The organism is Pseudomonas sp. H1_D05, assembly GCF_054682705.1.
In genome coordinates this window covers 4,263,938-4,279,194 of record NZ_CP162825.1, presented here as the reverse complement: position 1 = coordinate 4,279,194, position 15,257 = coordinate 4,263,938, and the positions used below count along the sequence as shown (strand labels likewise).

The 15,257-nt window shown below is 61.2% G+C and carries 14 protein-coding genes; 13 read left to right on the top strand and 1 reads right to left on the bottom strand.

The window, feature by feature from the left end:
* Positions 1-6 precede the first annotated feature (6 nt).
* The 12 genes from AB4O11_RS19310 to AB4O11_RS19255 all read left to right on the top strand — a co-directional run bounded on the left by AB4O11_RS19310 (position 7) and on the right by AB4O11_RS19255 (position 13,903).
* Positions 7-1,599 carry a GumC family protein gene (locus AB4O11_RS19310; protein WP_460127913.1) on the top strand — a complete coding sequence of 531 codons (1,593 nt, stop codon included), beginning with the start codon at positions 7-9 and terminating at the stop codon, positions 1,597-1,599.
* On the top strand, positions 1,596-2,687 hold the full coding sequence (locus tag AB4O11_RS19305; RefSeq protein ID WP_093439165.1) for a glycosyltransferase family 4 protein: 1,092 nt from the start codon (positions 1,596-1,598) through the stop codon (positions 2,685-2,687). The genes AB4O11_RS19310 and AB4O11_RS19305 overlap by 4 nt, the downstream gene beginning before the upstream one ends.
* A complete protein-coding gene (locus AB4O11_RS19300; RefSeq protein WP_186624623.1) occupies positions 2,684-4,054 on the top strand; it encodes an O-antigen ligase family protein in 1,371 nt (456 codons plus the stop codon). Before AB4O11_RS19305 ends, AB4O11_RS19300 begins: the two co-directional genes overlap by 4 nt.
* Complete coding sequence (locus tag AB4O11_RS19295) at positions 4,051-5,019, top strand: glycosyltransferase (RefSeq protein ID WP_460127911.1); 969 nt, start codon at positions 4,051-4,053, stop codon at positions 5,017-5,019. The genes AB4O11_RS19300 and AB4O11_RS19295 overlap by 4 nt, the downstream gene beginning before the upstream one ends.
* The gene (locus AB4O11_RS19290) at positions 5,012-6,148 is read left to right on the top strand and encodes a glycosyltransferase family 2 protein (protein WP_460127909.1); all 1,137 of its coding nucleotides are present in this window, start codon (positions 5,012-5,014) and stop codon (positions 6,146-6,148) included. Before AB4O11_RS19295 ends, AB4O11_RS19290 begins: the two co-directional genes overlap by 8 nt.
* Positions 6,149-6,161: 13 nt before the next feature.
* On the top strand, positions 6,162-7,163 hold the full coding sequence (locus AB4O11_RS19285) for a polysaccharide deacetylase family protein (RefSeq protein WP_186624626.1): 1,002 nt from the start codon (positions 6,162-6,164) through the stop codon (positions 7,161-7,163).
* Positions 7,160-8,467: a lipopolysaccharide biosynthesis protein gene (locus AB4O11_RS19280; protein WP_460090410.1), complete on the top strand. Its 1,308-nt coding sequence runs from the start codon at positions 7,160-7,162 to the stop codon at positions 8,465-8,467. Before AB4O11_RS19285 ends, AB4O11_RS19280 begins: the two co-directional genes overlap by 4 nt.
* Positions 8,464-10,386, top strand: a complete 1,923-nt coding sequence (locus AB4O11_RS19275) for a hypothetical protein (protein ID WP_460127907.1) — start codon at positions 8,464-8,466, stop codon at positions 10,384-10,386. Before AB4O11_RS19280 ends, AB4O11_RS19275 begins: the two co-directional genes overlap by 4 nt.
* Before the next feature lie 68 nt (positions 10,387-10,454).
* Positions 10,455-11,144 (top strand): GNAT family N-acetyltransferase, encoded by a 690-nt coding sequence (locus tag AB4O11_RS19270; protein ID WP_099759405.1) that lies wholly within the window; start codon positions 10,455-10,457, stop codon positions 11,142-11,144.
* Between the two features lie 4 nt (positions 11,145-11,148).
* Complete coding sequence (locus tag AB4O11_RS19265) at positions 11,149-12,333, top strand: GNAT family N-acetyltransferase (RefSeq protein WP_186624629.1); 1,185 nt, start codon at positions 11,149-11,151, stop codon at positions 12,331-12,333.
* Entirely contained in the window at positions 12,305-13,096 is a 792-nt protein-coding gene (locus AB4O11_RS19260) for a ChbG/HpnK family deacetylase (RefSeq protein WP_460127905.1), read from the top strand. Before AB4O11_RS19265 ends, AB4O11_RS19260 begins: the two co-directional genes overlap by 29 nt.
* A gap of 114 nt (positions 13,097-13,210) precedes the next feature.
* Positions 13,211-13,903 (top strand): GNAT family N-acetyltransferase, encoded by a 693-nt coding sequence (locus AB4O11_RS19255; RefSeq protein ID WP_093439495.1) that lies wholly within the window; start codon positions 13,211-13,213, stop codon positions 13,901-13,903.
* Positions 13,904-14,030: 127 nt separating this feature from the next.
* Here AB4O11_RS19255 and AB4O11_RS19250 read toward each other — a convergent pair whose 3' ends face one another.
* Positions 14,031-14,828 carry a class I SAM-dependent methyltransferase gene (locus AB4O11_RS19250; protein WP_460127903.1) on the bottom strand — a complete coding sequence of 266 codons (798 nt, stop codon included), beginning with the start codon at positions 14,826-14,828 and terminating at the stop codon, positions 14,031-14,033.
* Between the two features lie 249 nt (positions 14,829-15,077).
* On the opposite strand from AB4O11_RS19250, the gene AB4O11_RS19245 reads away from it, so the two are divergent.
* Positions 15,078-15,257, top strand: a complete 180-nt coding sequence (locus AB4O11_RS19245) for a helix-turn-helix domain-containing transcriptional regulator (RefSeq protein WP_460127900.1) — start codon at positions 15,078-15,080, stop codon at positions 15,255-15,257.

Here is a 15,257-nt window from a genome sequence, read left to right as displayed (position 1 = left end):
ACCGACATGAATCCAAAGGAAAACTACCTGCATGAGTTCTTCAGGATCTTCTTCGCCAACAAACAACTGGTGAAACGGGTCTTCCTGATCTTTGCAGTCATCGCCCTGCTCCTGCCGCTGGTGCTCAAACAGAGCTTCGATATCACCGCGCAGGTGATCGTGCAGTCGAAAAAACTCTCCCAGGGTGACGCCACCACGTCACTCACGGTGGACAACGCCACGTTTATTCCGCCGTCGCTGGCGGACATGGAAACCGAGAGCAATATCCTCCGCTCGCCGGCGCTGATCCGTCAGACCATCAGCGAACTGCGCGACAAGGGCGAATACACGCCTTCGCCGGGCATCTTCAGCAGACTGGTGGCCGAGCCGTTCAAGCGCTACGTCACTTCACCGCTGCGCCAATACGTGATCAATCCGCTGCGCAATGTGCTCGGGCTGGACACCGATCCGGTGCGTGACACCGCGCTCGACGCCTTCACCCAGCAAGCCATCGATAGCCTGAAAATCGAGACCCTGCCCGGCTCCAACGTGATCTCGATCATCTACAGCTTCCCCGATCCGCATCAGGGCACGACGTTTGTTTCAGCCTTGCTGCAGAACTATCTGTTCAGCCGTCAGGCCTTGCAGTCGATCGACTTGCCGCAGTCCTTCTATGAGTCGAAAAAGCATCTCTACCAGGTGCGCCTCGACGGCCTGGAAGGCAATCGCCAAGCCTTGCTGGAAAGTGTCGGCTCGTCGGATCCGAAGGAAGAAATCACCTTCCGCCTCAACGCGATCAACACCGAAGAGCAAGCCCTGAACCTGTATCAGGATCGCCTGTTGCAGAGCCAGCGCTGGCTCGAATATCTGAAAACCGCGTTGGCTGCGGCCAGCAATAACAAGCTCAACGACTACACCTTCCCCTACACCTTCACCACCACCGTCGACAACGTGGCGTTCGAAGATCGGGAAATCAAACAGATGGGCGAGCAACTGACCACCCAGGTCAGCCGCTACATGAATGACCTGGCGGTGTTCCAGCCCGGCAGTGAACCGATGCTGCTGACCCGCGAGCAGATCGCCCGCACCCGTCAGCAATTCCTCAAAGTGGTGAGTAACCGCATTCAGGAACGCACCAACGATCTGGCGGTGGTCAAGCAAGTGATCGATCAGAAAACCGCGCGCATCGCCGAGTTCAAGAACCGCATCCACGAGTTGCAGCAGACGCAAAGCAAGCTGCGGCAGATGGACACCGAAATCGATGCGCTGCACGCCGCCTTCTCGACTTACGCCCAACGTTTCGCCGAAAGCAGCACCACCGGCGCGCTCAACGACGATCTGTCCAACGCCCGGGTGCTCAGCCCGCCGTTCGAACCGACCGAAGCAGCGTTCCCGAAACCGGGCCTGATCATTCCATTCGGTTTGTTCACCGGGTTGTTGCTGGCGATTGCCTTGGTCTACGTGCGTGAGTTCTTCGATCACCGCTTCAAACACCCGGCGCAAATCAGCCACGAACTGGGTCTGCCGGTGCTGTTGGTGATCAACGACCAGAACGCGCTGCCGAGCAATCCGCACAAGAACTGGACGGTGCCAAGCTTCCTGCACTGGGTGCGCAATTGAGCACCGCATCCTCCCCGACTGCCGCGCTGCCGATCATTCATTTGCTCAGCAGCGGCGGCTTCTATGGCGCCGAGCGCATGTTGCTGGATCATTGTCTGGCGACGCCGGGTCAGCATCAGGTGCTGTTCCTCGACGCGCCGCCAGAACTGATCGCGCGCTTTCGCACGGCCGGGGTCGACTGTCGCGGCTGTGCCGGGCTGGGAGAATTGCTGCAGTATCTGCGTCAGCGCCGCAGTGAAAAACCGCTGATCAATACGCACAACTTCAAAGGGCTGTTGTTCGGTTGGGTCGGCGCAAGCCTGTTGCGCCTGCCGCTGGTGATCACCCAGCACGGCTTCACACCACGCAGTCGCAAGCAGAAGTTCTACACCTGGCTGAGTCTGCAACTGTGCCGCACCGCGTCGGTGGATCGGGTGGTTTGCGTGGCGGAAAGCATCGCCGCGCTGCACCGTCAGGCCAGCGTCCGCGCGGAGAAATTGCAGGTGATCCCCAATGGTTTGCCAGCCGCTGCGGCGCTGGTGCCTGACGCGGATCGGCAGCGCTGGCTGGTCGGTTACGTCGGCCGCTTGAGCAGCGAGAAAGGCCCGGATCTGTTTCTTGATGCGCTGATTCCGCTGTGTCACCAGCATCCACAACTGGATGCGGTGATGCTCGGTGACGGCCCGGAACGCGAAGTGTTGCAGACGCGGATCGACAACGCCGGTTTGCAGCAACGCATTCGTTTGCCCGGTTATCAGATCGCCATGCAACCGTGGTGGCGGCAACTCGATGCGCTGGTGATCAGCTCGCGCACCGAAGGCACACCAATGATTTTGCTTGAAGCCATGCAGGCCGGGGTACCGGTGGTGGCGTTCGGCGTCGGCGGCATTCCCGATGTGCTCGAACACCGGCACAACGGCTTGCTCGCCACACCGGCCGACTGCGCCGCCCTCGCCCGTCAGCTCGACACGTTGCTGAGCGAGCCGAAGCTGGCCCGGCAACTGCGCGACAACGCAAAACGCACACAACAGGATCGCTACGACCTCAAGGCGCTCGCTGAGCGCTGGTCGCAGCTGTACATCCGCACGGCACGGGAGGCACGCGCATGATTTTCCCGCTCTCGATCGTCAGTCTGCTCGGTCTGGTCTGCATCGGTTTGCTGGCCAGCCCTTATCCGTTTCTGGCGCCGGGGGCGGTGCTGGGCCTGGTGGGCTTTGCGCTGCTGTACCGCAAACCGACCTGGGGCCTGCTCGGCATTGCTGCACTGGTGCCGTTCGAGGGCTTTTTCAAGGACACGTCGTTCTCGGGCAGCAAGCTGATCGGTGCTTCACTGGCGGTGATCCTGATGCTGCAACTGGCGTTGCACCAGATTCCCTCGGAGCGCCTGCGCAGCAATATCTGGCGCTTCCTGATCTGGTTTCTGGTGCTGTACTTTCTGAGTTTGCTCAATACCGATGACCTGGGCATGTCGCTCGGCCACCTGCGCGAGCTCAGCGTCGGTCTGATTCTGTTTGTCATCACCCTGTTGATCGGCCGCGAGCTGAACCTCGATCTGTTCGCCCGCCTCGTCACCCTCGCCGTCAGCACCACCTGTGCGATGGCGATGTTCTCGGCCAAATTCCAGGATCAGGGTCGCGCCGCCGGACTGCTCGAAGACCCCAACGCGTTCGCCCTGCTGATCGCCTTTGCGATTCCGCTGGGGCTGCTACTGGTGATCCGCAGCCCGAACCTGCTGCACCGGTTGTTCTGGGGCGGTTGCTGCCTGATGCTGTTGGGCGGCATGACCAAAACCGAATCGCGCTCGGGTCTGGTGGTCTTGGCCTTGAGCCTGCTGATCGGCTGCTGGCATTACCGCACCCAACTGACACGGATTCGCCCTCGGCATCTGGGCTTCGCCATGCTTGGCGCAGCGATCGTGATTCCGCTGGCGATCTACGCAATGCCCGCCGGTTACATGGCGCGCATCCAGTCCCTGAGTATTCTCAGCGCCGGTTCCAAGGCTCAGGACGAATCCCTCGGGCGCCGCGCCTCGTACATCGTCGTCGGCAGTCAGATGATCCGCGAGAACCCGCTGCTCGGCTCCGGCCCCGGCACCTTCCCGCTGCACTACGCGACCACGGGTTACGCCAAGGCGTTTTCGGCCAACCGCAAAATCGGCGACCTCTATCGTCGTGCGCACAACACCTACCTGGAAATCTTCAGCGAACTGGGGATTCCCGCCGGGCTGTTGTTCGTCGGCATGCTCGGTCTCGGCCTGTACAACCTGATCCGCGCACGCGCCGCGTGGATGTTGCGCCGCGAATGGCATCAGGCGGACATGATGACCCACCTCGGCGTGAGCTTCCTGTCGCTGACCTTGTTCCTGATGTTCCTCAGCGCACCGAACCAGAAATACGTGTGGATCATGCTCGCCATGACCAGCGTCCTGCGCCTGAAAGCCGAGCAGGCGCCCCTGAGCACGGAGGCAAAGGCATGAGCCGCATCAGCATCGTCATCCCGATGTTCAACGAGGCGCGGCACATTGGCCGCACCTTGCTTGCCGCGCAAAAAGCTGCCCACGCGGCCAATGTCGAGTGCGAGTTGATCGTGGTCGACAACGGCTCGACCGATCAGGGACCACACATCGCCCGCCAGTTCGGCGCGCAGGTGCTGGTGCAGCCGGGTTTGTTGATCGGCGCCCTGCGCAATCGCGGCACGGCCATCGCCACGGGTGAATGGCTGGCCTTCATCGACGCTGACATTGAAATGCCGGAGAGTTGGCTCAAGCCGTTGTTCGACATTGAGGCCAGCGGCCAGGCCGATGTCTTCGGCCTTGATCTGCACACCCCCGCCGAAGCGCCGTGGTACGCCACAGCCTGGCAACGCCGCACCGCGCGCGCGTCGTCGCAGGCGTCCCACGTCGTTGACTGGCTGCCCAGCTCAAACCTGCTGATGCGCCGGGGCTGGTTCGACAAGGTCGGCGGTTTCAACGAAAGCCTGCGCACCGGCGAGGACAAGGAATTCACCCTGCGCCTGCACGAACAGGGTGCGCGGCTGCTGTCGATCAATGACAACGTCGCCCTGCACTGGGGTTACGAAATGAACTGGCGCGAATGGATGGGCAAGGAGTTGTGGCGTCAGGGCAGTCACCTGCAACTGCTGCGCACCCATGGCTTCAGCCTGCGCCTGTTGCGCTTTCCGGTGCTGTCGCTGCTGGTGTGGTTGCTGGACTTTCTGGCGATTTCAGCGCTGCTCGACGGCTTTCCGCATCACGCGATCGTCATGGTCAGCCTGACACTCCTACCGGGACTGGTGCTCAGCCTGCGGCAAAGCTTCAAACACCGCAATATCGGCCTGACCCTGCAGCTGTGGGGCCTGCACTGGGTGCGTCTGCACCTGGCCGGTGCCGCGTTCATTTTGAGTCTGTGTCATTGGAACGCCAGGAGGCCTGCCCGTGGCTGAGTTCATTTTCTGGATGTGCCTGGTGCTGCCGGTCTACGCCTATGTGGGCTACCCGCTGCTGCTGACGATTCTGGCGCCGCTGTTCCCGGCCTGGCGTCACACGCCGGCGCCGCCATTGAGCGTCAGCATCGTGATTGCCGCGCACAACGAGGCGCGGCACATCGAACACAAGTTGCGCACCTTGCTGGCGCAGGATTACCAGCCGGCCTCGCTGCAGATCATTCTCGCCAGTGACGGCTCGACCGACGACACCGTGACCTGCGCACACAAGGTCGTTGATCCGCGCATCACCGTCCTCGATCTACCGCGCCAAGGCAAAGCGGCGACGTTGAATGCCGGCGTGGCCCTCAGCACCGGCGACATTCTGGTGTTCACTGACGCCGACAACCAATGGTCGCGCGAAACCCTTGGGTATTTGCTCGCGCCACTGAGTGATCCGAATGTCGGCGGTTGTGCCGGGCACATGGTGATTCCGGTCACCGGCGGCGGTTTGAGCGTGGGTGACAGCCTCTATCGGCATTACGAAGGCTGGCTGCGCCGGGTCGAGAATCGCACCGGGTGCATGGTCTCTGCCGACGGCGCCCTGCTCGCCCTGCGCCGCGAGCTGTTCCAGAGCGTGCCGGCCGAGGTCAACGACGATTTCTTTATCAGCACCTGCGCGCCGGTCGCGCACAAACGCATCGTCTACGTGCCGGAAGCGCAAGTGATCGACCATGGCGTGGATGAGGCGGACAAGCAATTCCGCCGCCGCCAACGCGTCACCGTCGGCGGTCTGCAAAGCCTCGCCCAGCGCCGCGAACTGCTCAATCCGCTGAAATATGGCCTGTATTCGATCGCGCTGATCAGCCACAAACTGATCCGCCGTCTCGCACCGATCCTGTTGCTGCCGCTGCTGCTGAGCAACTTCTGGCTGTGGGAAGACCACGGTTTCTATCGCTTGGCCCTGATCGCGCAACTGTTCGGCTATGCCGTGGCGATTGCCGGTTTGCTGGATTCGCAACACCGCTTGCCGAAACCCTTCCGCCTCGCCGCGTTTCTGCTGGTCACCCTCGCCGGGATGAGTCTTGGCCTGTGGCAGTTCCTGCGCGGTCAGCGGTATGCCCAGTGGAATCCGGAACAGAACCGTTAAGAGGACCGAAGCCATGGCGATCAAACAATTACTCAAACGCACCAGTGGCTGGCTCTATCTCAACTCGTCCATGGGCCGCAACCAATTGCAGGGCGCCGGGGTGATTCTGATGCTGCACCGGGTGTTATCGAACGACCGCGCCGCCGACCTGCCGCACCGCAACGAACTCTGCGTAGGGCCGAAAGCCTTCGAGCATTTGCTGATGTGGCTGCGCAAGCATTTCGATTGCGTGCCGCTGATGGAAATCCTTCAGCCCAACTCACTGCGTACCGAACGCCCACGGGTGGCATTGACCTTCGATGACGGCTGGCGCGACAACGCGGTGAACGCCTTCCCGCTGCTGCAAAAACATCAGGTGCCGGCGAGCATTTTTCTCTCCACCGATTTCATCGGCAGCCGTCAGCGCTTCTGGTGGGAAAGCCTCGGCGAAACCCTGTGGGGCAGTCATGGCGACAAGGCGCGGATGCATCTGATCGAATGCCTGCATGCCATGCATCACCCGTTGCCGGTGCTGCTGGATGACATCGACGTCGACCGTCGCAGCCTGGCATTGCTCCATTACCTGCAAGGGCTGAAGTCGATTGACTCGCAGGAGCTGGAACGGCTGACCGATGAATGCCCGCAGGAGTCGCAACCGCAAGCGCTGGACTGGCATCAGGTGCGCGCGCTGGAGGCGTCCGGGCTGGTGCGTTTCGGTCCGCACGGCGCCAGTCACGCCATCCTCACCGGTCTCGACGATGTGCGCCTGAGCGAAGAAATCAGCCGCAGCCGTGACGCCCTGCACAACGGCTGCAATCGTGCGCTGCCGGTGTATTGCTACCCCAATGGCGACAACGATGAACGCGTGCGCCAACAGATTGCCCGTCACGATTACCCGTTTGCGCTGGGCACCGGCACCGGCATTTATCGCGGCGAAGGCGATCCGCTGAACCTGCCGCGCTTCGGTGTCAGTCAGCGCACCGCGCGTAATCCGGAGTTGCTGTCGTGGCGGATTTTTCGCGGGGCGCGGCCATGAGCCGAAGCAATTACCTCAAACATTTGGCGCTGAGCATGGGCACCAAACTGGCGATGATCGCCCTGCGCTTGCTGCGCAATGTGCTGCTGGCGCGGATTCTCGGGCCGAGCGAGCGCGGGCTGTTTGCGTTGCTCAGCACCCTGCCGGATCTGATCAGCGCCGCCACCAGTGGCGGCTTGAATTCGGCGGTGGGTTATCAGGCCGCCAAGCAGCGGCCGATGGGTTTGTTGCTGAGTCAGGTGTTGGTGTTCGGCTGTTTGCTCGCGGCGTTGCTGACCTTGCTGGTGGTGGCCCTGGTGCGTGAGTTTGGCACCGAGCTGGATGTGACGATGCAGCTCGGTTTGCTCGCTTGGCTGTTGTTGCTGGCAGTGCCGCTAACGGTATTGAAAAGCGGCCTGCTGACACTGCACAACGCCTCGGGTGGCGTAGTCGCATTCAATGCCTTGCGCCTGGTCGAGTCGCTGGCGCCGCTGTTGCTGTTTCTCGCATTGTTCTGGATGTGGCAAAGCGCGGCCCTGGAAGCGGCGCTGATCAGTTGGCTGGCCGGCATCAGTCTGGTAGTGCTGGTCGGTTGGGTCTGGCTCAAACGCGCACAACCGTTGCAACTGCAATGGGACCGCGCCAGCCAGAACGAACTGCTGCGCTACAGCGCGCGCAGCCATCCGGATCTGTTGTTCCAGCAAGTGATCCTGCGTTCGGATTACCTGTTCATCGGCGCCCTGCTCGGCAGCACCGCCCTCGGCCACTACGCTATGGCCAGCGCCGCCGCCGAACTGCTGCTGATCGTTCCGGAAGCAGTCACCACGCCACTGATGAAACGCCTGCTGCAGCAAGACGAAGGCATGGACAAGGTCACGCCGCTGGCCCTGCGCCTGACCGCCACGGTGATGCTCGGCGCGTGTCTGACCATGGCGGTGATTGGCGAATGGCTGATCGTCACCTTGTTTGGTACGGCGTACCAACCGGCGTATCCGGCGCTGCTCGCCTTGCTGCCGGGGCTGTTGGGCCTGTGCTACGCGAGCATTCTGCGCCTGGACCTGTTGGGCAAGAATCGTCCCGGCACGGTGTCGTTGCTGATGGGCCTCGGTGCCCTGCTCAATCTGGCGCTGAATCTGGTGCTGATTCCGGCTTACGGCATCGTCGGCGCGGCGGCGGCTTCGTCGATTGCCTACCTGGCGGTGACCGTGGCAATGCTGGTGCTTTACTGCCGTTTGAGCGACGTGCCGTTCTGGCAAACCCTGATCATTCTGCCGCGCGACGTCACACCGATGTGGCTGATGCTGCAACGGCGCAAAACCGCATGAAAGGCCTGGTCTTGCTGTTCGGTCTCGGCCTGTCGCTGGACGCCTTCGCGGCGTCGATGCGCTGGGCCGAGATTCGTGACGGCAGCCTGTATCTGCAAACCGATCGTCCGGACACGCTGACCGTGCGCTGGACGCCGGCGTGGCAGGCCGATGCCAATGAAGAGCATCTGTATTTGCTCGATGGCCAGGGCAAACTGGCAGGTGATCGTTTTATAAAGGCCAGTGAAATTCGTGGCAGTCAGAGCTGGCCACTGCTGCCCGGCGCGGCGAGTTATCGGCTGGAAATTCCCGGCTACAGCTTCCGCAATTACCGCGTCGAACATGACGAGCACACGGTCGCGCTGTTCGCCCCGGCGAAAGTGCATTTCAGCGTCGACACCCGCAACGGCGACGAGTTGTATTTCAAGGTTGCGCCAGGTGAACACGCGGTGCTGGCGGGCAAGTTTCACGGAGGTGTCAGCGGGTTGCAGGCACAGCGGGTCGGCGCTGAGCAGCAACTGACGCTGGCATTGAAACCGTATCGCGCCTACTGGCAGTTCGATCAGGTCGCCCTGCCCGTCAGCGAGCGCGAGCAAGTCTGGCGCTTGCGTCTGCAAGGCAGCGGCAAAGCGGCGTTCTGGCTGGATGGCACGGCCAACCTGTTCGCGCAGAACCCGCAGCAACTGAAAGCGCTGCGTGAAGACGCCGGTCAGACGCATCTGGTCTTGCACGACAAAGTGCTCGGGCGCACGCCGGACCTGGGCATCGCCCTGCCCTACGTGATGCCGCCACCCGCCAGTCATGCCGCGTTCGATGCGCTGAAACCGACGGCGGCGAGTTACTACAGTTTTGTCGACGTGACGGCGAAGAATCCGCAGTTCGAAGACGCGTTCCGTCAGGTGTATCAGGAGCGTTTCGGCATCAGGCAGGACATCACCTTGCTCGCCGGCAGTCAGCGCCAGGCTGACTTGCGCGCCGATGTGCAAAGCAACGGCGGGCTTGATGCGTGGTTAGCCAGCACCCGAGCGCTGGGTGGCAAGGGCACCCACTACATCGGTTTTGCCGATGAGCCGAACCTCAACTATTCCAGTTACGCGCAGTATCAGGCGATTTTCACCAGCATGGCGCGGCAGGTGCGCAGCGATCCGGCCAATGCCAAGGCCGGCGTGCGCATCGCCATGCCGGCCAGTTCGCGGCTGGTCAACGGGCCGTTTGCCAATAACGCTGCGGACAAGCGCGGCATCGATTGGGCGCGGCGTCTGCTCAGCGAATCCGGCGATCAGGTTGACGCACTGGCGTGGCACGAATGGATGATCCGCGACCTGCTCGCCACACGAGTCTATCGCGACAGCGTGCGCCGCGCGGCCGAATTGGTTGGCCTCGATGGCAAAGGCCAGCCGCGCAAAGCCTTGTTGCTCGACCAGACCAATCTGTCCAGCGGCTCCAGCCTCAGCCCTTATGATCAGGAAACCCACTACACCTCGCTGTGGTGGGCGTCGGTGGTGATCAACGCGTCGCAGGATGGCTTGTTGACGATGCTCAACTGGTTCCAGGCCGCCGATGAGCCGCAGTACCCCAAGGGCATGCTGCGCGTCTCGGCCGATGAACAACACTTCGAGCTGAAGCCGGTAGGCCTGGCCCAGCAATTCATAGCCCAACACTGGCTGCATCAGGTGCTGTGGCTGGAAAACGATGCCTTTGAAGTCGATGTGCTGGCGATGGCCGGCGACGATCAGCGCGTATTGCTCGGGGTAAATAAAGGCACTCGACTGCAACGTGTGGACCTGGCCGGCGCCAAGTGTCCGCTGAACAACGGCGCCCTGCGCTACTTCGGTGCTGACAATCGCAGTCGCGACGCGCCGTTTACCTGCCAGGACGGGCGTGTGCGTTTCGAGCTGCCGGGGCAAACCCTGTTCGCCCTCGGCTGGAGCGCTTCATGAACCGTCCGTTGATGTTCAGCCGCGCAGGCCTGTGGCCGCGCGATGCCTCGTCATCAGGAGCCAAAACCATGAACATGCTAAGCAAACTGACTGAACACCTGCGGCAGAAAGGACTCACTGCTACCGCCAAAAAAGCGTGGAAACACTACATCTTTTCCCATCAGGAACTGCTGTGGATGGAGCGCGATCTGGTCAGCCCGGTGCCGCCGCACAACCTCAAACCGTACCCGCCGCTGCGGGTGGTGAAGATCACGGCGGACAACGCCAGCGCCTTCGCGCGCTACTTCGGCGACCGCGTCGGCACCATGGCGGAGCTGGCCAAAGAAGGTCACACCGGGCACATGCACCTGGACGATCAGGGCGATGCCGTGGCGTTTATCTGGGGCAGTTCGCGGGACTATTTCGACCGGCACTATTACGGTTGCATGTTTCCGGTGAAACCCGGCGAGTTCTTCGAGTTCGGCGGTGAACTGACCCGCGCCTACTGGGGCAGCGAGTTGTCGGTGGATCTGCAACTGGAGCTGTGGAAAGCCATGGCTGCACAGGGTTGCGACAAGGTTGTCGACGTCTGCGAATTCCACAACATCCCGGCGCTCAAGCTGCACTTGCGCATGGGCTATACCGAGCAGAACCGCATCATGAATGTGTACACCTTGTTCGGTCGCTGGCGTTTCTACCGCGAAAGCCGCTACAGCGGTTCGCGTCTGGATGCGCTGCGCAAACCTTCCCGTCCACCCGTAACAGCCACGGCGGCCTGAGTCTATGGTGACGCGATTCGAATGGCGCACTTCGCTGTGCGCCGCCGATTTCCCGGAAGCAGCGTATGAAGCGCTGCGCCTGCGGGTGACGGATCACACGCCGTTCAACCACCTCGGTTGGTTGTGCGCGGCCGAGCAGGCCCTTGGCGCGGATGAGCGTTTGCACATTCTGCTGAGGTGGGAAGCGGACGAATTGCGTCTGTGCCTGCCATTGGTGGCGAGTCGCGAGCGCTTTGCCGGCCTGCCGTTCCGGGTCGTGCATCACTTGGGGTATCCACTGGCCGATCGTTTGGCGCTGTTGTCTTTGCTTGGCCATGAAGACATGCGCAAGGCCTTGCTGTTGATTCACCAACGGCTGCCCCACGCGTTGCTGCAACTCAATGAGTTGTCCGAACCTGCGGGTGAGGAAAGTGCGCTGACCGAATGGATGGCGCGCAGTTCCACCGCTGAACGACGCCTGAGTTGTCGGGTGCCGGTGCATCTGATCAGCGAGGCCGATCATCAGGAAGTCTCCGGCGACCCGCGCTACAAGCTGCGGCGGGCACGCAAGCGGATCGCCGCGTGCGGTGCCGAAGTGCGGCGCATCGTGCCCGATGCGTTGAGCATGGGCCCGCTGTTAAAGGTTATCAGCGACGTCGAAGCGGTGAGCTGGAAAGGCGACGAAGGCGTGGGGATTTTCGCCAGCGAACGCAGCCGCCAACTGATCGAGCGCGCCTTCACCGCCCTCGCCGGCCAGGGCCTGGTGCGGGTGGTGACGCTGGAACTGAATGGCCACTGCATCAGTTATCGCCTCGGTCTGCTGGAGCAAGGACGGCTCTACGATTACAACCTCGCCTTCCTGCCGCAATACGCCGATCTGGGCAGCGGCCGGGTGTTGCTGGAGGAATGGATTCGCTGGGGGCTGGACGACAACTGGCGCTGGATCGACGCCTCGCGGGTCAGCCTGGAAAACTCCAGTCATCAACTGCACGAACGCATGACCGGACAACTGGAGCACTGGCGCTGGAGTTTTTATTCCTGGCGGCCGAGTGGTCTGGTGCTCGGCCTGGGCCTGCGCCTGTGGCATCGCCTCAAACCGCACGTACAAGCCTGGCGCGCCCGTCGTACCGAGCCTGCGAAACCCACACCGAAACCTGTCGCGATCACCACGGAGGGCGAACATGCCTCGCCAAGTCATAGTCAACGCTGACGATTTCGGCCTTAGTCCGAACGAAAATTCGGTGATCTTCGCCGCGTTTCAGGCTGGGGTCATCAGTTCTGCCACCGCCATGGCCAACATGCCGGCGTTCGAAGCGGCGTGTGCCATGGCGCGGCATCCGACGTTGCAAGGTCGGGTCGGGCTGCACTTCAACCTGACTTACGGACGACCACTGAGCCTGGGGATTCTGGCGCGTCGCACCTTTTGCGATGACTTCGGCGTGTTTGACCTCAGCCTGCCCCGCCACAGTTTCTGGCTGGGCCGCGAGGATCGCGAGGCGGTACGCGAAGAATTGCAGGCGCAGTGGCAGCGCTGCGTCGATCACGGCATGCGTCCCAGCCACATCGATTCTCACCAGCACGTGCACAACATCTGGCCGATCGGCGAGATCGTCGCGCGGTTTGCCGCGCATCAAGGTGTACCGATTCGGCTGGCGCGCAACCTGGGGCAGAACCTCAATTTGCCCAAACGTGTGTTCAAGGGATTGCTCAATTGGCGTTTGCAGAGTCTGGCCGGCGTTACCGCCGACTATGTGTGCACGCCGATCGACCTGCGCAACGGCAACGCGCCGACCGACGGCGTGCTGGAAATCGTCGCCCACCCGACGCAACTCGGCGCCGATTTCGGTGACGCCTATCTCAACCCGAACGAGTCATTGAGCCTTGTGCTAGAGCAGCGGCTGACGGGCGTTGCGCGGGTTTCCTATAGCGATCTGAACAAGAATTTTCTACGCGGGGCGACGGCACTCGATTGAGTTACACACGTTGAAATACTTTCCAAAGTGGCCCTTTGAAATTAACTGGCCAGCCTGATCTATACCCACAAAAGCACCATCCACCACACCCGGGCTGCGGCCACGGAGGGCATCATGAGCGTGATCGAAAAACTACAAGAGCGCATCCGGCAAAAAGGCTTCGGCCGCACGTTCGGCACGTTGTGGAAACGCTACGTGTTCTTCCATTGGGAACTGTTGTGGATGGAGCGTGACCTGGTCAGCCCGGTACCGCCGCACAAGCTGCGGCCTTACGACGGACTGCGCAAAGTCGATATCACGCCGCAGAATGCCATCGCGTTCACCAAGCATTTTGGTGACCGGGTAGGCACCATGGCGGAACTGGCGGCCGAGGGTCACACCGGGCACATGTACCTCGATAAGGATGACCACGCCGTCGCGTTTATCTGGGGCAGCATTCGTGATTATCACGACCGTCACTATTATGGCTGCACCTTCCCGGTGAAGCCCGGCGAGTTCTTTGAATTCGGTGGTGAGATGACCCGTGCGTATTTCGGCAGCAGCCTGTCGGTGGACGTGCAGGTGGCGCTGTGGGAGGCGATGGCCGCGCAGGGTTGCGACAAGGTGGTGGATGTTTGCGAGACGCACAATATTCCGGCGCTGAAGCTGCATCTGCGCATGGGTTACCACGAGCAGGGCCGCGTGATGCACGTTTACTGCCTGTTCGGGCGCTGGAAGTTTTTCCGCGAAACGCGGTATGAGGGTTCGCGTCTGGAACCGCTGCGCAAACCGGGGCGGCCGGTGGTGAGTGCGGCGGCGCAGGCTTGATTCAACTCTGAAATATTCAGCGGCAGTGATGCCGTCATCGCGAGCAGGCTCACTCCTACATTTGAAATGCATTCCCCTGTAGGAGTGAGCCTGCTCGCGATGAGGCCGGTAGCCGCGCTGATTATTTTCAGGCCTTGCTGGCGACCAAGGTAAAACACATCGGCAGCTGCGCTTCCTGATTCAAATACCGGTCATACACCTCTTCCCGATTCGAATGCGCATACTCCCTGAAGTGCGCAATATTCAGCCCTGCCCCGATGGCACCACCGAAAATCGCCCCCAGCGTGTGCACAAACCAATACGACTTCGCCGCCTGCTGCTCAACCTTGCCGACATAGACAATCGGTTCTTCCTGCACAAACGGTTCGGCGCGGAAGTACGAACTGGCGAGGCGATAAGGATCTTCCGCATCCGGGTCGACCATTTCCAGGAACGGATGGGTTTCGTAGATCACCAGTTTCCCGCCCGGTTTCAGCGTTGAAGCGACATGGCGGAAAAACTCGCCGATGTCCGGCATCCAGTTCAAAACACCGATGGTGATCAGCGCCACATCGAAGCGATTGTGCAAGGACGCTGGCAAATGATGGATATCGCTTTCGATGAACTCGGCTTTGTGCGGTGAACGCTTGTTCAGCTCGCGGGCCTGTTCTAGAAACGCCGCCGATTGATCGACGCCGACCACGCTTCTGGCACCAAGCGCAAACAGCGAGAGACTCTCACGGCCATTGTTGCAGCCCAGTTGAATCACATCCTTGCCATCGACCTCCAGCAACCCGCTCAGGGTCTCATCGAGGCAAGAGAAATCCGCCTGTGCGACTTCGCCGAGCAAGGCCTGCCAATCAGGCGAATCCTGGTGATGGCGGGCGGAATCGTTCCACGCCTGTCGATTGCTTTCGATGGCGGTTTTATTGTTGGGCACTTCCATGGCGCACTCCGGACGATGCTCGTGATTGAGCGGATCCGAGTCTAGATCAGCCCGGCAATTGCGGTTGTTGCAAACTTGTAAGCCAATTCCTGCGGCAACTCCTACATATCAGGGTGTTCTGGCCTACAAATGTCGGCGAATTATCAAAACAGATAAAGGACACGGCTGACTATTCAACTCTGCTCACGTGGATACCCTCACAAAGCGCAGTCATCCGACGCGCACAAAAATGGCTAAGGAGGCTTAACCATGAGCCAGACTTTGACGAATTTCGACGTGATAGCACTGCTGGACAGTGACGAAGCCATCAGCGAATACCTGTCCCAGGTTCTTGCAAATGGGGATAACGAAGAGTTTCTTCGCGCAATCGGCTATGTGCTCAAGGCCTGCGCACAACCGGGGCACGTGGTCAATCACCCGGTTGTTTGA